This is a genomic window from Neotamlana laminarinivorans (assembly GCF_020523925.1).
Classification (GTDB): domain Bacteria; phylum Bacteroidota; class Bacteroidia; order Flavobacteriales; family Flavobacteriaceae; genus Neotamlana; species Neotamlana laminarinivorans.
The window spans coordinates 1-22,305 of record NZ_JAJAPW010000003.1 but is presented as its reverse complement, the minus strand read 5'-3'; the positions used below and the strand labels follow the sequence as shown (position 1 = coordinate 22,305).

Here is a 22,305-nt window from a genome sequence, read left to right as displayed (position 1 = left end):
ATTTTTGTTTGAACCTCTAAAATAGAAAAATAAAATTTATAAAAAAAAAGGTGATTAGTTAAAAATTTATCATTTTTAATTTACTTAAACTAATAATTCAATATTTTAATGACGAAAATCAGGTATTACCATCTTCTATTATCGAGTTTGCAAATACTAGATTTCGTTTTAATAAGAGAAAATTATAAAACCAAAATTTTAAGCATAAAAAAGCCATCTTAAAAAAGATGGCTCACTAATTTTATTATATATTTATGCTTTTAGTTTTATTAAACTAAATAGTAAAAGTACGTTTTTTCTTGTGCTCACTATCTTCGTAACGTTGCACACACTCATGATAAATTTTAACTGCTTCTTCTGCATTTCCCCAACCACCAACATCTACTTTTTTCTTTTCTAAATCTTTATAAACTTGAAAGAAGTGCTCTATCTCTTTAAGTCTGTGCGGATTTAAATCAACAATATCTGTTCGTTTGTTCCAAACAGGATCTGATACTGGAACACAAATAATTTTTTCATCTGGACCTTTTTCGTCAGTCATATGAAACACTCCTATAGGTCGAACTTCCATAACCACCATTGGATAAGATGGCTCTGTAGACAATACTAAAATATCTAAAGGATCTTGATCTAATGCTAAAGTTTCTGGAATAAACCCATAATCTCCAGGATACATCATTGAAGAAAATAATGTTCTATCGAAACGTATTTTATGTAATGTAAAATCGTATTCATACTTATTTCGGCTTCCTTTTGGTATTTCAATTAAAACATCAAAAGTTATTGATTTTTTTTTACTCATAACTTAAAGAATATATTGTTATAGATTTGTTTTTTTTATTTAGCTTGGTTTCTTGCACAAATGTAAAAATTGCTTTAACATTTAACAACAAAAGGCTGTTTAATGTATGTTATTTTATCACTATATCGATGTAGTTTAAAGATAATAATAAAGTTTATCTTAAAAATGGCTTACAATTTATTATATTGCCTACTATTTTAACCTCTTACACAATGCGTAATTTTCTGTTTTTAATCCTTTTAGCTTTTACATTACAAACTTTTGCACAAACCCAACCTTGGAAAGGTAAATTTGAGCCTATAGATAATATTATTGCTCCGCCAAACTCTTACAGAACAGCTAGCGGCGCTCCCGGAAATGCTTATTGGCAACAGCGTGCTAATTACCAAATAAAAGCCAGTATTAACGAAACCACCAATATTTTAACTGGTGAAGAAACCATTACTTATTTTAATAATTCACCAGATGATTTAAGCTATGTATGGATACAATTAGAGCAAAATGTAAATAAAAAAGGAAATGAAGATTTTGGCTCGATTAACAATAGAGTTAAAGATTCTATTACTACTCAAAAAATGCAACTTTTAACCCGTGCTATAGATTTCCCTGCGGGTTACACTATAAAAGAAATTAAAGATGGAAATGGAAACCCATTAAAAAGTATTGTTAATAATACTATGATGAAGGTAAAATTAAGTACCGTATTAAAATCTGGCACATCTACCACAATAGCTATTAAATGGTCTTATCCAATTACAGATAGAAGTATGTATCGCCTTTCTCGTGAAGGCTACGAATATTTTCCTGAAGACGATAATACAACCTATTTAATTGCCCATTGGTTCCCTAGAATGGCTGTTTACAGCGATACTGAAGGTTGGCAAAATCAACAATTTCAAAAACTAGGAGAATTTGCCCTAGAGTTTGGTGATTACAATGTTGAAATTACAGTGCCTGCAGACCATATAATTGCTGCCACAGGAACCTTAGAAAACAGTGAGTCTGTTTTATCTAAAACACAATTAAAGCGTTTGGAAAAAGCAAAAAAAACTTTTGATAAACCTATGATGATTATCACTAAGGATGAAGCCATAGAAAACGAAAAAACAAAATCTAAAAAACAAAAAACATGGAAATTTAAAGCAAAAAATGTTCGCGATTTTGCATTTGCTTCTTCCAGAAAGTTTTTATGGGATGCGCAAGCCGTAAAGCTTGAAACCAATAATGTTTTAATTATGTCGCTTTACCCAAAAGAAGGACTTCCTGTATGGAAAGACAACTCTACAATAGCCATAAAAAATGCTATTGAGGTATATTCTGATGCTACTTTTGATTACCCCTACCCTGTTTGTATATCTGTAAATACCTCTAATATTGGAATGGAGTTTCCAATGATAAGTTTTAATGGCGGAAGACCAGACAAAAATGGCAACATTAGCGAACGTGCTAAACAAGGTATGCTAAGCACAATTATTCATGAAGTTGGACACAATTGGTTTCCTATGATTGTAAGCTCGGATGAGCGCAAATGGATGTGGATGGACGAAGGATTAAACACCTTTTTACACCAAAGAACACTAGCTGAACGCTATCCTAATTTTAATCACACTACACCAAAAAGCATTGTAGCATTTATGGATGGAGATAAAAATATTTTACGACCAATAATGACAGCTTCGGACAACGAATTATTCAATCAATTTGGAAGAAATTTTTATCAAAAACCTACCGTTGGTCTACAAATGCTAAGAAACACCATAATTGGCAAAGAACTTTTTGACGAAGCTTTTAAAGAATATGCTAACCGTTGGAAATACAAGCACCCAAACCCAAGCGATTTATTTAGAACTCTTGAAGATGCAACTGCTACCGATTTAGATTGGTTTATAAGAGGCTGGTTTTTTACTACAGACCATGTAGACATGGAATTAAGCAATGTAAAGTGGTTTAAAGTTTACGAAGAAAATACAAATATCGAAGATAAAAATAGGACATCAAAAAGTAAAATTACAGCTAGCGAAATAAACCCTAACACTGAAACAAAAGATTTTAGTAACGGTCCAGAATATGTAAATATGATTGAGACTCCAGACAAAGCCTACGGGCAGTTTTTATCTCGTTTAAACGAAGATGAAGTTAGAAAACAACTTTCTGGCAAAAACATTTATGAAATTACAGTAAAAAATCGTGGCGGACTAGTTATGCCGGTAATTGTTGAATGGACTTTTACCGATGGAACAACAGAAACAGATAAACTTCCTGCAGAGGTTTGGCGCAGAAATGAATACGAAATTCAACATACTTTTATTAAAAATAAAGAAGTTAGTAAAGTAAATTTAGATCCAAGATTTGAACTTGCTGATACAGACGACTATAACAACAGTTTTCCTAAAGAAGAAAAACCTTCTAATTTTGATGCTTTTAAATCTAAAAACAATTAACAGAGAAAACACTAATACTAAATAAAAACTGTTGAATTTACGAAACTGCTTAATTTATATTGGCCTTGCCTTACTTGGCTCTAGCTGTAAAACAAATAAAAACATCAAAACTGGCGATATTGTTTTTCGCGGTGCAACAACAAGCAAACTATCTAGTGCTATAAATGAGGTTACGCAAACTCAAGCCAAAAATAATTATACCCACATGGGTATTTGTGAGGTTGCTAACAAAACCACTTATGTTTACCATGCCGATTACAATAAAGGTGTAGTTAAAGAACTCTTGAATGAATTTATTAAATCAGATAATAAAGAATATTATAACGTAGATTTATATAGAATTAAATCATTAAAAAAAGACGATATAAATAAAGCCATTAAGCAAGCAAAAACTTGGGTAGGCAACCCGTATAACACTACTTATATTTTAGAAGATGAAGGATTTTACTGCTCGGAATATGTTTACGAAGTCTTTAAAACTGATAGTATTTTTGGGCTAGAACCTATGACGTTTAAAGACCCAAAAACTAATAAATTTCACAACGGTTGGATAGAACATTATAAAGTATTAGGCATTCCCATTCCAGAAGGAAAACTAGGCTGCAACCCAAATAAAATGGCTAGTAGCAACAACTTAATATTTATTAAGACTATTAATTAAACCTTTTAACATTAAAAGTTAAACCCAAAACTTCCGGTTACTCCAAACTTTCTAGCTTCAGGGTAAGCCATATCATCTTTATAGTTTCCTCTAAAATTAAAATCAATTCTAAACACTTTAAAAATATTACCAACACCTAAACTATATTCATAATAAGGCTCGTTTCTTGGTGCAATAAGCTGAATATTATTTGGGTTAGATGGCACATTACTTAAGGTTATATTTTCTTCAGATAAATCACCCCATGCTCCACGAACACTAACAATTTCTCTTAAGTTTAATTTACGTAAAAATGGTATTCTAGAGAATAAGCGTCCATTAAAATTATGTTCAAAATGAAATGAAGCATAAGTATCAGTAACAAATTCGTAAAAATCTAATTGAGAAAATGTGTTATAAATTGAAAAATATGATTGATTACCCGGAATAACACTTAATAACCCAAGTGGTACTTCTCCAAATGTTTTACCAGCTTCAATAGTTGTGGTTAAACGCCCAAAGCCTCCTATTTGCCATGGCTGTATATATGATAGTTGAACCTTAGTATAATCAAAATCACTATCAAAAACGCTTTTATCTCCTCTGGAAACTTGAGCAAATAAACTAGGAAAATCGTCATTTGCTATTCTTCGCTCAACTCCAAAACCAGTCATTTTTCGCTTTGGATAGTACGATACAGATAATGAACTTTCGTATTGCTTAATTTCTGATGCTATACCATCGGGAGTATTATAATCTAAACTAAAGGTTGGTGATGCCGACTCTAAGGTTCTGTAATTTCCTGAAAGTCTGAAAATTACATTTCTCCATGGTTCGGCCTCAATAGCTAGACTTGTTAAATTTATAGACGTTAACTTGTCGTTAGTACTTGTACCAACCACTGATGATGAAGCCAAACTTCTGCCTAATACATCGGTACTTGTTGTTAAACTTGCTCCTATTTGTTCTACATCACGCCGGTTTCCTCCAGAAATAATTAGGCGACTTTTTTTATCGAGGAGCCATTTACCTGAAATTCCGTATTTAAACTTATCGTCACGAAAACCATATGCAGTAAAACCTTCTAAACGCCACAAATCATTTGGTCCAAAATAAGTACGACCACCTGTTCGTAATCGTAAACCCTCAACTTCGTTAAAGCCGAAGGTTGAAAAAATTGGTCCGTAATCTAGCGGGAGTGTGTTAAACTCTATATAACCAGAAGCTAAAATGCTTCCCAAATTGTAAAGTCTTTGAAATTTTTTTACAGTCTTTAAGGTGTCTAGCATTTTGTAAACCCCTTTTTCGTCTTTATTCAAATCTTCTAAACGATTGTTTTGCCAAAACTCATCATCACGATTATATACATCTTTATTATAGTTATAAACTTCTCTATCGTAGAATTTTTTATCTTTTTCAATATCAAATTTATAATTATTGTAAATAGTGGTTCGTTTGCCATAAATACCTTGAGCTTCATCTTTTTTACTAAAAGAGAAGTCACTCATCATATAATCGCGCTTAACAAGAAAAAGGGAATCGGTTAGTACTTCGAACTCTTGTTCTATATAAATATCTTTAACCCAGTTAATATTAGCACTTTTTGAAGCTTGAAGGTTAATTTCTTTTATAGCATAAGTAGTATCTGCTACCCAAAAATCGCCTTTAAAGGTTAATTCGTTTTTACGACGAGGGTAGTAAACTATATTGTAGCACCATTTATCGTCAATAAAAGAACTGTCTGTTAACACGTAATTGTAAGTGTTTATTCCAGTTCTTGAAAGGGGACTTACAAAACTTTTGTCGAAAAACTTAAGGTAATTATCATAAACACTAAAATCGTTATATAAATCGTTTACGAAATCGATAATAATTTGATTATCGCTAAAACCAGAGTTTTTATTTCCTTCTAAAACTTCTTTTGTTTTATTAAGTATATTATCTCCATAAACTTTAGAAACCGCTTCATTAATAAACATTGGCAAATAAGCTTTACCTGTTACGTTGGATGTATCAACATGGTCAAAAACAAATTCCATACCTTTAAACAACTTACTTTTCATTAAGGCACTATCTACAGAATTAATATCAAACTCTACTTTTTCATACTTTTCGTACTCGTATTGTTTAAATTGTTTTAAGCCATTGCTACGTTTATGTTCCCAAATTTTTCGAAGCAAATCAATTGCTGGATTATTTTTCTTAGATTGTTTTCCGGTAAAAATTACAACTTGATCTAGTTGACTTGTTTCTTCTTTTAAAATAAATTTTAAATCGTAATTCACTTTTTTATCTAAAGAAATATTTAATGTTTCGTAACCAATAAAAGACACTATTAAAGCATCCCAGGTTTCGCTAGACTCTAGATAAAACTTCCCATTTTCGTCTGTAATAGTTCCTTGGGTAGAACCTTTAAAAATAACATTGGCAAAAGATACGGGTTGATCAAACTCATCAAACACATATCCGCTAACTTTAGTTTGAGATTGGGCAGAAAAAATTCCGAAAAATATAAGGGCAATAAGTAGTTTAAGCTTCATAATATAAAAAAACTTCATCAACAATACTGCCGATGAAGTTTATATAACGTAAAAAAATATAATTTATTTATATAAAACCTTTTTTACAGCTTTTACAACATCGTTACTATTAGGTAACCACTCTTCAAGTAAAACTGGAGAATAAGGCGCAGGTGTATCTGCTGTATTTATTTTAACAACTGGGGCGTCTAAGTAATCAAAAGCTTGATCTTGGACTAAATATGTAATTTCGGTAGCAACATTACCAAATGGCCATGCCTCTTCTAAAATTACTAAGCGATTGGTTTTCTTTACAGAATCTAAAATCGCCTTTCTATCCATTGGGCGTACTGTACGTAAATCGATAATTTCACAAGATATACCTTCTTTTTCTAATTCATCGGCTGCTTTGTATGCTTCTTTTATAATTTTACCAAATGATACTATTGTAACATCTGTACCTTCACGTTTTACATCGGCAACCCCTAACGGAATAATGTATTCACCTTCTGGAACTTCACCTTTATCACCATACATTTGCTCACTTTCCATAAATATAACTGGATCGTTATCGCGTATAGAAGCTTTCAGTAATCCTTTTGCATCGTATGGATTAGATGGTACCACAACTTTTAAACCTGGAGTGTTTGCAAACCAGTTTTCAAAAGCTTGTGAATGTGTTGCTCCTAATTGTCCTGCTGAGGCTGTTGGACCACGAAATACAATAGGGCAATTAAACTGCCCACCAGACATTTGCCTAATTTTAGCAGCATTATTTATAATTTGATCAATACCAACTAAAGAGAAGTTAAACGTCATATACTCAACAATAGGTCTATTTCCTGTCATAGTAGAACCAATAGCAATACCTGCAAAACCAAGCTCTGCAATTGGTGTATCTATTACACGTTTTGGACCAAACTCATCCAACATTCCTTTTGATGCCTTGTAAGCTCCATTATATTCAGCAACCTCTTCACCCATTAAATAAATGCTTTCATCGCGACGCATTTCTTCGCTCATGGCTTCGGCAATAGCTTCTCTAAATTGAATTGTCTTCATTAATATATATTTTTATCGAATCACAAAAATAACAATAAATGGGAAACTCACTAACAAGAAATTAACTAAATTTTATTATGCATGCATAGTATTTTTCAAAATAAATAATTAACTTCGTAGCGACAATAAAAAATAAGACCTTTAAATACTAAATTTTATGAAAATATTAGTTTGTATAAGTCATGTACCCGATACGACTTCAAAAATAAACTTTACAGATAGTAATAGCAAATTCGATACCAACGGCGTACAATTTGTTATTAATCCAAATGATGAATTTGGCCTAACCAGAGCCATGTGGTTAAAAGAAAAACAAGGCGCTAGCGTTACGGTTGTAAATGTTGGCGGTCCTGAAACAGAACCTACTTTACGTAAAGCCCTTGCAATAGGGGCCGATGACGCTATTAGAGTTAATACAGCTGCCCTAGATAGTTTTACTGTTGCTAAACAATTAGCTAACGTTGTAAAAACGGGAGGTTACGATTTAATAATTGCTGGTAGAGAATCTATAGATTATAATGGAGGAATGGTACCAGGCATGATTGCTGGTTTAACAGAGGCCAATTTTGTAAACAATTGTATTGGTTTAGAAATTGAGGGAACAACTGCTAAAGCAACACGCGAAATAGATGGAGGAAAAGAAACCGTTTCTACAACTCTACCCCTAGTTATTGGAGGGCAAAAAGGCTTAGTTGAAGAAAGCGATTTACGCATACCTAATATGCGTGGTATAATGATGGCGCGCAAAAAACCTTTAACCGTTGCCGAACCTATTGATGCAACAGCTCAAACAAACTCTGTTACATTTGAAAAACCTGCCCCAAAAGGTGCAGTAACTCTGGTTGCACCAGATAATTTAGATGAGTTGGTAAACTTACTTCATAACGAAGCAAAAGTAATTTAATTTGTAATTAAATCTTCCTGAATTAATTTCAGGATCTTTTGAGAATTTAGAAGTAAAAAATAAATCAGATTTCCGTTTTATCGGGAATAAAAAAAAAAGAAAAATATGTCAGTTTTAGTATATACAGAATCAGATCAAGGTGTCTTTAAAAAGGCAGCTTTTGAGGTTGCTAGTTACGCAAAAGCAATAGCAACCGACTTAGGAACCACAGTTACAGCAATTGCTATTAACGCTAACAATACTGCTGCTCTTGGAACTTATGGTGTAGACAAAGTTTTACAAGTAAATAATGATACATTAAAAACGTTTAATGCAAATGCCTATGCACAAGTTATTAAGCAAGCAGCAGAAAAAGAAAATGCAACCGTTATTGTAGTAAGTTCTTCTGCAGACAGCAAGTATTTAGCTCCTTTATTATCGGTTGGTTTAAATGCAGGTTATGCATCAAATGTTATAGCAAAACCAGAAAGTACAAGTCCGTTTAAAGTAAAACGAACAGCTTTTACAAATAAAGCATTTGAAATTACAGAAATCACTTCAGATGTAAAAATTGTGGGAGTATCAAATAATTCATTTGGTTTAGTTGAAACCAGCAGTAGCGCTTCCACGGAAGAATTTTCGCCTTCAATTCCCGATTTAAAAATCACTGTAGAATCTGTTGATAAAGCATCAGACAAAGTAAGTATTGCCGATGCCGAAATAGTTGTTTCTGGCGGACGTGGGTTAAAAGGCCCTGAAAACTGGGGAATGGTTGAAGATTTAGCTGAAGTTTTAGGAGCTGCAACAGCATGCTCTAAACCTGTTTCAGATTTAGGTTGGCGTCCACACAGCGAGCACGTTGGACAAACCGGTAAACCTGTAGCATCTAACCTTTATATTGCAATTGGAATATCGGGAGCCATACAGCATTTAGCTGGAATAAATGCTTCTAAAGTAAAAGTTGTAATAAATACAGATCCTGAAGCACCTTTCTTTAAAGCTGCAGATTACGGTGTTGTTGGCGACGCTTTTGAAGTAGTTCCTGCTTTAATTGAAAAATTAAAAGCCTTTAAAGCACAACAATAAATTTTATTTATTTAAATTTATTGCTTTCAAATGAACTGTTTAAATTAGCAGTTTATCATAAATCTGCCTTTAGCAGTTGGTAAAGTCCTAATTTAAACAGTTCTTTGCTTTTTAATAAATTATGAGTTTAGTAAGATTAAATATAAAAGGTATATCATACAGCCAAACCCAAAATGGTGCTTATGCCTTAATTTTAAATGAAGTAGACGGAGATCGCAAACTCCCCATTGTAATAGGCGCTTTTGAAGCTCAATCTATAGCCATTGCTCTAGAAAAAGAAATAAGCCCTCCTAGACCGTTAACTCACGATTTATTTAAAAATTTTGCAGATCGTTTCGATATTATTGTTAAGCAAGTTATAATACACAAGCTTGTTGATGGTGTTTTTTACTCAAGCTTAATTTGTGAACGCGATAAAATTGAAGAAATTATAGATGCTAGAACTAGTGATGCCATAGCACTAGCTTTACGCTTTCAAGCGCCTATTTTTACCTACAAAAATATTCTTGATAAGGCAGGAATTTACCTTAAAGTAAACCCCAAGAAAGAAGATGATAACGAAGATCAAGATAGTATTTTGATGGACGATTTAGTATCAAACGAGCTAGAGCCTAACAAACCTAAAGATAATTTCGCATCTAAAACAATTGAAGAGCTTCATAAACTATTAGATGAAGCGGTTGCTAACGAAGACTACGAAAAAGCAGCACATATTCGCGACGAAATTTCAAAACGAGAATAACATAAAATTAAAATATGAGTAAGCCGTTTTTGTACCTAATTCCTGTATTTTTTCTATTTACAACATTTACTTTTTCACAAGATTTAGATACGACACCAATTCTCGACTCCGTTGAGACTGCTGCAACAGCAATTAAAGATTCTTTACAAACTTCAACTGAAGTTATACCTGAAACAGTAACAAATCTTCAAAACTCAACACCTTCAGAACCTGCAAAAATAATTCCTAGCCAAGGTTTTACATTTAAAAGTTTATGGCGTGGAGTTTTAGGGATGGTAACCTTAGTTTTTGTAGCATTTTTATTTAGTAGCAATAAAAAAGCTATTAACTGGAAAATTGTTGGGCTTGGTTTAGCATTTCAATTAGTAATAGCAGTTGGAGTTTTAAAAGTAGATTTTGTAAAAAGCATATTCGAATTTATTGGAAGCCTTTTTGTACAAGTATTAGAGTTTACAAGGGCGGGCAGCAAGTTTTTATTTGAAGGTTTGGTTGTAGATATGGACACCTTTGGGTATATATTTGCCTTTCAAGTTTTACCTACTATCATTTTCTTTTCAGCCTTAACTTCTGTTTTATTTTACCTTGGCATTATACAACGTGTTGTTAAAATAATGGCTCATTTACTATCAAAGGTTTTAAAAATTTCTGGAGCAGAAAGCTTAAGCGTAGCTGGAAATATTTTTCTAGGCCAAACCGAAGCTCCTTTACTAATAAAGGCTTATTTAGAAAAAATGAATAAATCGGAAATGCTTTTGGTAATGATTGGTGGTATGGCTACCGTGGCAGGAGCCGTTTTAGCAGCTTACATTGGTTTTCTAGGTGGCGACGATGCAGAATTACGTTTATTTTATGCTAAACACTTACTTGCAGCATCAGTTATGGCTGCTCCTGGAGCTATTGTTATTTCAAAAATTTTATTTCCTCAAACTGAAGATGTAAACACAGATGTTAATGTATCACAAGAAAAAATTGGTTCAAACATATTAGATGCCATTGCGAACGGTACCACCGAAGGCTTAAAGCTTGCAGTAAATGTTGGTGCTATGCTTCTTGTTTTTGTTGCTTTTATTGCCATGATAAATTTCGGGTTTGAAAAAGTAGGATATTTCCTTGGATTAAATTCATGGATTGTTGAAAACACAAGTTATGAAAGTTTATCGTTAGAATTTATTCTAGGTTATATATTCTCACCATTAATGTGGTTAATCGGTGTAGCTAAAGAAGATATGGCACTAATGGGACAGCTCTTGGGTATAAAATTAGCAGCTAGCGAATTTGTTGGCTATATACAATTAGCTGATTTAAAAAATGCTGGAAACTCTATCCATTTAACCTACGAAAAATCTATTATTATGGCTACTTATATGCTTTGTGGTTTTGCAAATTTTGCATCCATTGGTATACAAATTGGTGGCATTGGATCTCTTGCTCCTGGTCAACGTAAAGTACTATCACAATTTGGTATGAAAGCCTTAATAGGCGGTACTATTGCATCGTTAATTTCGGCCACTATTGCTGGTATGATTATAGGCTAAGACGTTAATAACTTTATAATAACATAGTAAAAGCATCAAAAAAAATTTTGATGCTTTTTTATATTTTTACCTATAAAATAACACCTCAGTTTAATAAAAATAAGACACTCACTTTAGTGACACAATAATTGTATGAAACAATACCACGACTTAGTAAAACACGTTTTAGAAAACGGGAATGAAAAAGGTGATAGAACAGGAACAGGAACTAAAAGTGTTTTTGGGTACCAAATGCGTTTCGATTTAAGCGAAGGCTTCCCTATGGTTACAACAAAAAAGCTTCACTTAAAATCTATTATTTACGAACTTCTATGGTTTTTAAAAGGCGATACCAATATTAACTATTTAACGGAAAATGGTGTGCGTATTTGGAATGAATGGGCAGATGAAAATGGTGATTTAGGACCTGTTTATGGCCACCAATGGCGAAATTGGAATAGCGATGAAATAGATCAAATTAAAGAGGTAATTGAAACTTTAAAAAACAACCCTAATAGTCGTAGAATGCTAGTCTCTGCATGGAACCCTTCGGTTTTGCCAGATACATCTAAAAGCTTTAGCGAAAATGTTGCAAATGGAAAAGCTGCTTTACCTCCTTGTCATGCCTTTTTTCAATTTTACGTAGCCAATGGAAAATTATCGTGCCAATTATATCAACGAAGTGCCGATATATTTTTAGGTGTACCTTTTAATATAGCTTCATATGCCTTATTCACAATGATGATGGCTCAAGTTTGCGGTTATGAAGCAGGAGATTTTATACACACCTTTGGTGATGCTCATATTTATAGCAATCATTTTGAGCAATTAGAACTACAATTAACCAGAACACCTAGAACTCTTCCAAAAATGATTTTAAACCCAAATATTAAAGATATTTTTGAGTTCAAATTTGAAGATTTTACACTTAAAGATTACAACCCTCACCCACATATAAAAGGTAAGGTTGCTATCTAGTATTTTTTTAAAGCACTTTAAAATGTATAAAGTGCTTTTTATTTTTATATATTTAAACGTTTAAAACGCTATTTTCTGCTCCTGCAAAATCATTCCAAGCCAAAGCATCTGCCTCTGCTTCATTTGTATAAACTGTCTCATCAATTAAATACTTAAACTCATACGATTTATCTTTCTCTAAATCTACTGTTCCTTTAAAAGTTCCGTCTTTTAATTTCTTTAATGGATTAGCTTCAGAATTCCATTCATTAAAACTACCAACAACGGAAACTTGTGTAGCTTCATCTTCTGGCTTAATCGCAAAAGTAACCTTGCAAATAGGCTTAGATTTTAAATACTGTTTTTTAATAGACATAATTTTATATTTTTAGCATTTTATCTTACAAATTTATAAAAGATTTTTTTTGAAAAACTTTTTTTAAAACTAAATGACACAGAATTATTAAATTAACAAAAACAAACTAGTAATTTCTTGCATTTTTTACATTTTTTTATGGTAAACCAATTTTATTATTGCTATTAATTTCATTTTTAATTGATTTACAAATAGTTTGCTATTTAATTTAATTAAAACATAACCCGAAAAAACCATTAACTTTACATTATAATTTTAACATATGTTTGGAAAAAAGAAAACTAAACCACAGATAGATAAAGACCAATTAGAACTTATTGAAAATGCACAAAAAAGAATAAAGCAAAAAAAAAGACTTTATATCCATTTTATTATTTTTTTAATTGGTGCCGTATTTTTAATTATTGCTAACACAGCATTAGGAATTGGTAAAGACATTACTTTTTTTGGAAAAGAATGGTTTTTGTTTGCAATTTTAATTTGGCTCTTCCTGCTTATTTATCACATTTTTAGTGTATTTATCATACACAAATTTATGGGGAAAAATTGGGAAAAAGCGCAATTAGATAAACTGATAAATAAACAACAAGAACGAATTAATAAACTAAAACAAGGTTTAATTAAAGAGGAAGCTCTAGTTGCACAATCTGAAGTGTATAAAAAAACAATTACTAATAATGCTAATCTAACCATAATTGTTGCCGCTGCCGAAAACAATGCTATTGGAAAAGGAAACCAACTAATATGGCACTTAAGTGACGACTTAAAGCGTTTTAAAGCACTAACTAATGGACATTATATTATAATGGGCAGAAAAACTTTTGAAAGTTTCCCCAAACCCTTGCCAAATAGAACACATGTGGTTATAACCAGACAAAAAAATTATAATGCCCCAAACGGCGTTATAATTGTAAATAATTTAGAAGATGCTATTGATGCTGCTAAAACAGATTCACAGCCCTTTATTATTGGCGGTGGAGAAATTTATAAGCAAGCCATGACATTAGCCGATAAAATTGAACTAACCAGAGTACACCATAGTTTTGAAGCAGACACTTTTTTCCCCGAAATAGATGATGCAATATGGAAGGAAACGGAAAACATTTTTCATAAAAAAGATAAAAATCATGATTATGAATTTTCGTTTATTACTTACGAAAGAAAATAGATGTAACACCTTTACAAAAGTAATTTTATCTAATTTTGCTCTATGGTAAAAGAAATTCAGCTTCGTATTTCCTTAAAAGAAGAAGAAATCAGTAATATTCTGATTATAAAATCAGCAATAAAATTAGGAATAAATCAAGATGAAATTGCAGGTATTAAAGTTTTACGAAAATCAATAGATGCCCGTAAACCTAAAATAATACTTAATTATAAGGTTGCCGTTTTTATTAACGAACCTATTCCCAAAAATTCAGAGTACAACTTTAATTACAAAGATGTTTCAAAAGCCAAACCAGTTCACATCATTGGTTTTGGTCCTGCCGGAATGTATGCAGCACTGCGTTGTATAGAACTGGGGTTTAAACCAATAGTTTTAGAACGTGGAAAAAATGTAAAAGATCGTCGCAGAGATTTAAGAGCCATAAATCAACATCACGAAGTAAACGAAAACTCTAACTATTGTTTTGGTGAAGGCGGAGCAGGAACCTATAGTGATGGCAAACTCTATACACGCAGTTTAAAACGCGGTGATGTTCGCAGAATTTTTGAAAACTTAGTTTATCATGGCGCAACAGACCAAATACTCGTAGATGCTCATCCACATATTGGTACCAACAAACTACCTAAAGTGGTTCAAAATATTCGTGAAACTATTTTAAATTATGGTGGAGAAATTCATTTTAACACACGTGTTACAGATTTTAAAATTCACAATAATGCTATAAACGCTATAATTTTAAATGAAACAGAAGAAACACCAGTCGAAAAAGTAATTTTAGCAACAGGCCATTCAGCTCGAGATATTTTTTACTTACTTTACAAAAAAGAAATTACTATTGAAGCTAAATCGTTTGCCATGGGCGTTCGTGTTGAACACCCACAACACATTATAGATTCTATACAATACCATTGCTCTGGCAACCGACACGAATTATTACCTGCAGCATCGTATAGCTTAGTTCAACAGGTAAATGGTCGTGGTGTATATAGTTTTTGTATGTGCCCAGGCGGATTTATAGTACCAGCTGCTACAGCAAATGGCGAGGTTGTTGTTAACGGTATGTCACCATCTAAACGAAATAATTTATATGCCAATTCTGGTATAGTTGTAGAAATTGATGCACATAAAGATTTACCTAAATACGAACAATTTGGAGCTTTAAAAGGTTTAGAATATCAGAAAAATTTAGAAAAATTAGCATTTACATCAGGTGGAAGAAGCCAAGTAGCTCCTGCACAGCGATTAACAGATTTTGTTGAAGGCAATATATCAAACACCTTAAACGATTCTTCTTACCAACCTGGTTTAAATAGTGCCCCACTACATTCACTATTACCAAAACTAATTGGTTCTCGTTTGCGAAAAGGGTTTATGGCTTTTGGACAAAAAATGAATGGCTATTATACCAAAGAAGCCAATATTATTGGTGTGGAATCTAGAACCTCATCACCTGTTTCTATTCCTAGAACAGATAAATTACAACATCCTGAAATTTCTAATTTATTTCCTTGTGGTGAAGGCGCTGGTTACGCAGGAGGTATTATTTCTGCTGCCATGGATGGCGAACGATGTGCCGAAGCTGCCACAAACAATCTTAAGTTATAATTTATTATTACTTTTGCAAAACTAAATTTTAAATATGAACGCATTTATTTTTCCAGGACAAGGTGCTCAATTTTCAGGTATGGGTTTAGACCTTTACGAAAATTCTCCTTTAGCTCAAGAATTATTTGAACAAGCAAATAGCATCTTAGGTTTCAACATTACAGATATTATGTTTGAAGGAACCGATGAAGATTTTAAAGCAACTAAAGTAGCTCAACCTTCTATTTTTTTACATTCTGTTATATTAGCAAAAACATTAGGAGATAGTTTCAAACCAGATATGGTTGCCGGCCACTCACTTGGTGAATATTCAGCCTTAGTAGCCAATGGCGTTTTAAATTTTGAAGATGGATTAAACTTAGTTTCTACAAGAGCTCAGGCTATGCAAAAAGCTTGTGATAATGTACCAGGAACAATGGCTGCAGTTTTAGGACTTGAAGATAAAATTGTAGAAGATATTTGTGCTAACACTAATGGTGTGGTAGTAGCAGCTAACTATAACTGTCCTGGACAATTAGTTATTTCTGGAGAAATGGAAGCTATAAATAAGGCTTGTGAAACCTTAACCGAAAAGGGCGCACGTCGTGCGTTAATTTTAAAGGTAGGTGGTGCTTTTCATTCTCCATTAATGGAACCTGCTCGCGAAGAGCTTGCTGCTAAAATTGAAACAACTAACTTTAGCAAACCTATTTGCCCAATTTATCAAAACGTAACAGCTAAGGCTGTTCTTAATGAAAATGAAATAAAAGCCAATTTAATTTCCCAGCTTACCGATCCTGTAAAATGGACACAATCTGTACAGCAAATGATCGCCGATGGTGCAACATTATTTACAGAAGTAGGACCTGGTAAAGTACTACAAGGTTTAGTTAAAAAAATAAATAGACCAATGGCTGTAACTTCAGCTGTTTTAGAAAGTATAAGTTAAAAAATGAAGTTATCTAAACGTTCTATTTTTATAGCTGTAGTAACTGTTTTAACAATTGCTGTAGACCAAATTTCTAAAATAATTGTTCGTGCAAACGTAATTGGACAAACCGAAACACGCCCAAGTGAACGCATTTCTATAATTGGTGATATTTTTTGGCTAATGAATGTTGAAAACAAGGGTGCCTTTTTAGGTATGGGCAGCGATTTACACCCAACTTTAAGGTTAATTTTACTTCTAATCTTACCCATTATTGTTTTAGCAATTGTACTTCGTTATATTATTAAAGACAAAAGCTTAGATACTTGGTCTCTATTTGCTTTTGCTAGTATAATTGGAGGAGGGGTTGCTAACATTTTTGATAGAATTGCTTTTGGATCTGTAACCGATTTTTTATTTATAGATTTAGGCGGTGTTTTTAAAACAGGCATATTTAATATGGCTGATTTATCTGTTACAACCGGTATGATAATATTAGTATTTAAAAGTTTTAAAAAGAAAGAGGTTGCCGAATAGCAACCTCTTTCTTTTTAAAATATGTAATAAAAGTTTATTTTCCTCTTACTTTTTTTTCCCATTTCCATGCCGAAGCCATGGCTTCATCTAAACTTAATTTAGTTTCCCAACCTAATTCATTTTTAGCTTTCATGGTATCCGCATAAGCAGAAATAACATCACCAGCTCTTCTATCTACTATTTTATAGTTTAATTTTTCTCCCGAAACTTTTTCAAAAGACTTTACGACTTCAAGTACAGAGCTTCCTTTTCCTGTTCCTAAGTTAAACGTTTCATACTGTGATTTATTACTACCATCCAGTAATCGTTGTAGAGCAACAACATGAGCTTTAGCTAAATCTACCACGTGAATATAGTCGCGTATGCAAGTTCCGTCTGGTGTTGGATAATCATCTCCAAAAACCGACAATTGCTCTCTTAAACCAACCGCAGTTTGCGTTATAAATGGCACTAAATTTTGAGGAACACCCAAAGGTAATTCTCCTATATTGGCCGATTCGTGTGCCCCTATAGGATTAAAATACCTTAATGCAATGGCTTTAAGACTAGGTACGGCATTACAGGTGTCTTGAATTATTTCTTCGCCAATTTGTTTTGTATTACCGTAAGGAGATTCTGCTTGTTTTACTTCTGCATTTTCTGTAATTGGTAATTTATCTGCTTGCCCATAAACTGTACAAGACGAGCTAAAAATAAAATTAGCTGCGGGTAATTTCTTTAATTCTTTTAAAATGTAAACTAACGCTCCTACATTATTTTCATAATACATTAAGGGTTCTTTTACACTTTCACCTACAGCTTTATTTGCTGCAAAATGGATAACTCCTTTTACATCGTTATGTTTTGTAAAAAAAGCTTCAACAGCGCTTTTTTCTTTTAAATCAAGTTTTTCAAAAACTGGTTTTTTGCCTGTAATGGCTGTAATACCATCTAAAACTTTTTCAGAAGAATTTGATAAATCATCAATAATTACAACTTCAAATCCTTCATTTTGTAATTCCACTACGGTATGAGACCCAATAAAGCCTAATCCGCCTGTTACTAAAATTTTATTCATTTAAAAAGTTTATTATAGTTGATGTTATATGTGCAATTTGTTCATCATCTAACTCTGTATGCATAGGTAAAGAAATTACTTCTTCAACAAGTTGATTAGTTACTTTAAATTCTGACTCCACATATCTTTCATCTGTATAAGCCTTTTGTTTATGCAATGGAATTGGGTAATAAACCCCACAAGGTATACTATTATCATTTAAATGTTTTACTAAAGCGTCACGTTTACCATTTGTGATTTTTAAAGTGTATTGATGGAATACGTGGTCTTGTTCGTTACGATAAGGTGTTACAACTACTTCATTGCCACTAAATGCTTCATCATACTTGCTAGCTGCATTTTGTCTTGCTTCATTGTATTTATCTAAATTTGGCAATTTAGCATTTAACACTGCAGCTTGAATACTATCTAATCTAGAATTAACGCCTACCACATCGTGATGATAACGTTTGTACATACCATGATTTACTATACCTCGAATGGTGTGAGCCAAATCATCATTGTTAGTAAAAATAGCACCTCCATCACCATAACAACCTAAATTTTTTGATGGAAAAAATGATGTCGCGCCAACATGACCAATAGTTCCTGCTTTAACGGTTTCTCCATTTTTATTCGTGTAATTTGCTCCAATAGCTTGGGCATTATCTTCAATAACAAATAAATTATGCTCATTTGCAATTTCCATTACAGCATCCATATTAGCACATTGACCGAACAAATGTACAGGCACTATAGCTTTAGTTTTGGGTGTAATTGCTTTTTTTATTGCTTCTATATTTATATTAAAATCGTCTGCATTAACATCAACTAAAACGGGAGTTAATTGCAATAGTGCAATAACCTCAACAGTTGCTGCAAAAGTAAAATCGGCTGTTATAACCTCATCTCCAGGCTTTAGCCCTAAACCCATCATAGCAATTTGTAAAGCATCAGTACCATTAGCACACGGAATAACGTGTTTTACACCTAAATAATTTTCTAATTCTTTTTGAAACTCATGAACTTTTGGGCCGTTTATGAATGCTGAATTTTCTAAAACTTCTTGTATTGAATCGTTTACTATAGTTTTTATATCGTTGTATTGACCTTTTAGGTCTACCATTTGTATTTTTTTCATCTATAAATAATTAAAGTCTTGAGTAAATTAATAAGACAGACTTATTCGCACACCTTACTTAGTGTTGTTGGTTACGAAATTACGAAATTCACCTTTGTTACCAATAATTTTAATTCAAAAGAAATGTATTTTAGCATAAAATTAAATTTTGAATTTTTTATATAACATAGCCATACAATTAGCCAAAGTAATTCTAAAAGCCATTGCACCCTTTAATAAAAAAATAAAAAAAGGGGTTTTAGGAAGAAAAGCAACCTTTAACATACTAGAAAAGGTTATAACTAAAACTGACAAAACACTTTGGTTTCATTGTGCCTCTTTAGGTGAATACGAGCAAGGTTTACCGGTATTTGAAGCTTTAAGATCTAAATATTGCAACCATAAAATTATTTTAAGCTTTTTTTCGCCTTCTGGTTACGAAATTCGAAAAAATAGCCCAGTTGCAGATATTGTTGTGTATTTGCCTATTGACACAAAAAAAAATGCTAAAAAATTTCTAAATATTGTAAACCCCGAACTCTCCGTTTTTGTTAAATATGATATTTGGCCAAACTTTTTAAACACATTAAAAAAGCGCCAGTTAAATGCTATTTTAATATCTGCAGTTTTTAGAAAAAATCAAATATATTTTAAGTTTTATGGCAAAAAATTCAAACAGGCTTTGTTTGCATTTAGCCATATTTTTACACAAGACGAAAACTCAAAAAACTTATTAAATAACATTGATTATATTAACACTACTGTATCTGGAGACACCAGGTTTGATAGAGTTTCAAACCAATTAAAACAAAATAACGCATTACCATATATTGAAACTTTTAAAAACAATAAGATTTGTATTGTTGCCGGAAGTACATGGCCTGAAGGCGAACGTTTTCTTTCCAATTTTATAAATAACAACCCAGAGTTAGATGTTAAATATATTATTGCCCCACATAATATTAAGAAAACACAAATTTTAAATTTAAAAGACAGTTTAAAATGCGAAACGGCACTTTTTTCTGAAAAAGAAAACTCAATACTTAAAGACGCTAAAGTATTTATTGTAGATACAATTGGTATTCTATCAAAAATATACAACTATGCTAATATAGCTTATGTAGGCGGAGCTATAGGAAATACTGGCCTACATAACACTTTAGAACCTGCTGTTTTTGGTATTCCTATTGTAATTGGAAATAACTACAAAAATTTTCCGGAAGCTTTCGCCTTAATTAAAAATGGTGGCATGTTTACCATAGCCAACCAAACAGAATTTAACAAAACTTTGTTTAAGTTAATAACAGATAAAACTTTTTGTTTTGAAAGCGGTAAAAAAAACGCTCTATATGTTAAAGAAAATAGCGGAGCAGTAATCCAAATACTAAACTTCCTACGTATATAAGTTTAAACATAAATAGCAAAATGCTATTAAATAAACTTTAATACAAAACAACAAAACCAATGAAAAAATTACTTTTAAGTACAGTTTTAATTTTAGCTTTAAGTTTAACCTTTACTTCTTGTAGAGACACAAAAGCTGGAAACGATGTAGAACAAGCAATGGATGATGCTGCCGATGCTACTGAAGGCGCTTTAGAAAAAGCAGGCGAAACTGTAGATAATGCTGTAGATTCTGCAGGTGAAGCATTAGAAAACGCTAAAGATTCTGCTAAAGAAGCAGGAGAAAAAGCTGGTGATGCAATTGATGGCGCTGTAGACTCTGCTAAAGAAGCAGCAAACAAAACAGGAGAAGCCATTGAAGGCGCAGCTGAAAGCACAAAAGAAGCTACCAACAAAGCCATAGAATCTTCTAAAGAATCAATTAATAAAGCTAGTGATGCTGTAAAAGAAAAAGCAAATGAGTTAACTAAAGATTAATTCATTTAGAAACACTCATCAATAAATTTAGAAAACCGCTTAAAAGCGGTTTTTTTTATTAAATTTAGATCCTAATCCCCAAAAAGATTAAAAGAAAAATGAGCAAACTTTATAAACCAGCTATTTTTTCCCTACTATTTTTTTTCACTATTTCAATTGTATTCGCTCAAAATGTAACGATAAAAACAGAATTTGTAGATAATGGCAAATTATTTAAAAATTCTAATAACACAGAGGCCATTGCCGAGTTTAAAGAGTTCGACCCCTGCATTGTTACTCAGTTTATAGGAAACTACACTTATAAAGTAAAATATAACAACACTGAAGGCTACGTTAAAGACCGTTTTTTATTAGTAAACGAAGCCATGATGGATTTATATTTTGACTACGAAGAAACTCAAAAACTAAAAGCTATAAAATCTCGCGGTAAAAGCTATAAAGACCTACAAGTTTTAGAAAAAATTAAACAAGACTCTTTATTAATACTTGAAGCACAAAATAAAAAAGCTAAAGCAACAGAAGATCAAAAACAACAACCTAATACAGCCCAACTAAAGAAAATTCAAGATTCTATTACAAAAGCTAAAGCTGAAGAAAAAAGACTACAACAAATTCGTATTCAGAATTTAAAATATAAGCAACAACAAGACTCTATTGCGAAAGCAAAAATTGAAGCGTTAAAAGCCCAAAAAATAAAACATGAAACGGAAAAACAAAAGCAAATTCTAGACTCCATTAACATAGCTAAAGCTGAAGAAATAAAATTAGAACAAATTCGTATTCAAAACCTAAAATATAAACAGCAACAAGACTCTATTGCGAAAGCAAAAATTGAAGCGTTAAAAGCCCAACAAATAAAACGTGAAACGGAAAAACAAAAGCAAATTCTAGACTCCATTAATATAGCTAAAGCTGAAGAAATAAAATTAGAACAAATTCGTATTCAAAACCTAAAATATAAACAGCAACAAGACTCTATTGCGAAAGCAAAAATTGAAGCGTTAAAAGCCCAACAAATAAAACGTGAAA

20 protein-coding genes are annotated in these 22,305 nt (G+C 32.2%); 14 read left to right on the top strand and 6 right to left on the bottom strand.

From position 1 onward, the window contains the following. Positions 1–274 precede the first annotated feature (274 nt). Positions 275–802 carry an inorganic diphosphatase gene (locus tag LG649_RS06880; protein WP_226542634.1) on the bottom strand — a complete coding sequence of 176 codons (528 nt, stop codon included), beginning with the start codon at positions 800–802 and terminating at the stop codon, positions 275–277. Positions 803–1,014: 212 nt separating this feature from the next. Between LG649_RS06880 and LG649_RS06875 the strand changes: the two genes are divergently transcribed. Together LG649_RS06875 and LG649_RS06870 are read left to right on the top strand one after the other, a co-directional pair. After that, a complete protein-coding gene (locus tag LG649_RS06875) occupies positions 1,015–3,243 on the top strand; it encodes a M1 family metallopeptidase (RefSeq protein WP_226542632.1) in 2,229 nt (742 codons plus the stop codon). 31 nt (positions 3,244–3,274) lie between these two features. Further along, positions 3,275–3,904, top strand: a complete 630-nt coding sequence (locus LG649_RS06870; RefSeq protein ID WP_226542630.1) for a YiiX/YebB-like N1pC/P60 family cysteine hydrolase — start codon at positions 3,275–3,277, stop codon at positions 3,902–3,904. A gap of 11 nt (positions 3,905–3,915) precedes the next feature. On the opposite strand, the gene LG649_RS06865 is transcribed toward LG649_RS06870, so the two are convergent. Continuing rightward, positions 3,916–6,423, bottom strand: coding sequence for a DUF5686 and carboxypeptidase-like regulatory domain-containing protein (locus tag LG649_RS06865; RefSeq protein ID WP_226542628.1), 2,508 nt, complete (start codon positions 6,421–6,423; stop codon positions 3,916–3,918). Between the two features lie 63 nt (positions 6,424–6,486). Next, entirely contained in the window at positions 6,487–7,464 is a 978-nt protein-coding gene (locus LG649_RS06860; RefSeq protein ID WP_226542626.1) for a pyruvate dehydrogenase complex E1 component subunit beta, read from the bottom strand. 157 nt (positions 7,465–7,621) lie between these two features. Between LG649_RS06860 and LG649_RS06855 the strand changes: the two genes are divergently transcribed. The 5 genes from LG649_RS06855 to LG649_RS06835 all read left to right on the top strand — a co-directional run bounded on the left by LG649_RS06855 (position 7,622) and on the right by LG649_RS06835 (position 12,667). Further along, positions 7,622–8,368 carry an electron transfer flavoprotein subunit beta/FixA family protein gene (locus LG649_RS06855; RefSeq protein WP_226542624.1) on the top strand — a complete coding sequence of 249 codons (747 nt, stop codon included), beginning with the start codon at positions 7,622–7,624 and terminating at the stop codon, positions 8,366–8,368. 105 nt (positions 8,369–8,473) lie between these two features. Then, positions 8,474–9,433 (top strand): electron transfer flavoprotein subunit alpha/FixB family protein, encoded by a 960-nt coding sequence (locus tag LG649_RS06850; protein ID WP_226542622.1) that lies wholly within the window; start codon positions 8,474–8,476, stop codon positions 9,431–9,433. Between the two features lie 121 nt (positions 9,434–9,554). Beyond that, positions 9,555–10,175, top strand: coding sequence for a bifunctional nuclease family protein (locus tag LG649_RS06845; RefSeq protein WP_226542620.1), 621 nt, complete (start codon positions 9,555–9,557; stop codon positions 10,173–10,175). A gap of 14 nt (positions 10,176–10,189) precedes the next feature. Next, on the top strand, positions 10,190–11,710 hold the full coding sequence (locus LG649_RS06840; RefSeq protein ID WP_226542611.1) for a NupC/NupG family nucleoside CNT transporter: 1,521 nt from the start codon (positions 10,190–10,192) through the stop codon (positions 11,708–11,710). Positions 11,711–11,842: 132 nt separating this feature from the next. Next, complete coding sequence (locus LG649_RS06835; RefSeq protein WP_226542609.1) at positions 11,843–12,667, top strand: thymidylate synthase; 825 nt, start codon at positions 11,843–11,845, stop codon at positions 12,665–12,667. 52 nt (positions 12,668–12,719) lie between these two features. On the opposite strand, the gene LG649_RS06830 is transcribed toward LG649_RS06835, so the two are convergent. After that, positions 12,720–13,022 carry an isoamylase early set domain-containing protein gene (locus LG649_RS06830; protein WP_226542594.1) on the bottom strand — a complete coding sequence of 101 codons (303 nt, stop codon included), beginning with the start codon at positions 13,020–13,022 and terminating at the stop codon, positions 12,720–12,722. Positions 13,023–13,284: 262 nt separating this feature from the next. Here LG649_RS06830 and LG649_RS06825 point away from each other — a divergent pair, with 262 nt between their 5' ends. The 4 genes from LG649_RS06825 to lspA are packed head-to-tail and all read left to right on the top strand — an operon-like array spanning position 13,285 to position 17,239. After that, positions 13,285–14,190, top strand: a complete 906-nt coding sequence (locus tag LG649_RS06825) for a dihydrofolate reductase (protein WP_226542585.1) — start codon at positions 13,285–13,287, stop codon at positions 14,188–14,190. A 42-nt stretch (positions 14,191–14,232) separates the two neighbouring features. Beyond that, a complete protein-coding gene (locus tag LG649_RS06820; RefSeq protein WP_226542583.1) occupies positions 14,233–15,795 on the top strand; it encodes an NAD(P)/FAD-dependent oxidoreductase in 1,563 nt (520 codons plus the stop codon). A 34-nt stretch (positions 15,796–15,829) separates the two neighbouring features. Continuing rightward, positions 15,830–16,723, top strand: coding sequence for an ACP S-malonyltransferase (gene fabD, locus LG649_RS06815; protein WP_226542581.1), 894 nt, complete (start codon positions 15,830–15,832; stop codon positions 16,721–16,723). A 3-nt stretch (positions 16,724–16,726) separates the two neighbouring features. After that, on the top strand, positions 16,727–17,239 hold the full coding sequence (lspA, locus tag LG649_RS06810) for a signal peptidase II (protein WP_226542579.1): 513 nt from the start codon (positions 16,727–16,729) through the stop codon (positions 17,237–17,239). Positions 17,240–17,273: 34 nt separating this feature from the next. Here the strand turns inward: lspA and galE are convergent, their stop codons facing one another. Both galE and LG649_RS06800 read right to left on the bottom strand, forming a co-directional pair. Next, positions 17,274–18,296, bottom strand: a complete 1,023-nt coding sequence (gene galE / locus LG649_RS06805; RefSeq protein WP_226542577.1) for a UDP-glucose 4-epimerase GalE — start codon at positions 18,294–18,296, stop codon at positions 17,274–17,276. Beyond that, on the bottom strand, positions 18,289–19,416 hold the full coding sequence (locus LG649_RS06800) for a DegT/DnrJ/EryC1/StrS family aminotransferase (RefSeq protein ID WP_226542575.1): 1,128 nt from the start codon (positions 19,414–19,416) through the stop codon (positions 18,289–18,291). The genes galE and LG649_RS06800 overlap by 8 nt, the downstream gene beginning before the upstream one ends. Positions 19,417–19,564: 148 nt before the next feature. Between LG649_RS06800 and LG649_RS06795 the strand changes: the two genes are divergently transcribed. From LG649_RS06795 to LG649_RS06785, 3 genes are all read left to right on the top strand, one after another. Then, positions 19,565–20,800: a 3-deoxy-D-manno-octulosonic acid transferase gene (locus tag LG649_RS06795; RefSeq protein ID WP_226542573.1), complete on the top strand. Its 1,236-nt coding sequence runs from the start codon at positions 19,565–19,567 to the stop codon at positions 20,798–20,800. Positions 20,801–20,859: 59 nt separating this feature from the next. Next, a complete protein-coding gene (locus LG649_RS06790; protein WP_226542571.1) occupies positions 20,860–21,276 on the top strand; it encodes a midas domain-containing protein in 417 nt (138 codons plus the stop codon). A 98-nt stretch (positions 21,277–21,374) separates the two neighbouring features. Beyond that, a partial coding sequence (locus tag LG649_RS06785; protein WP_226542569.1) for a hypothetical protein occupies positions 21,375–22,305 on the top strand: 931 nt, incomplete at its 3' end.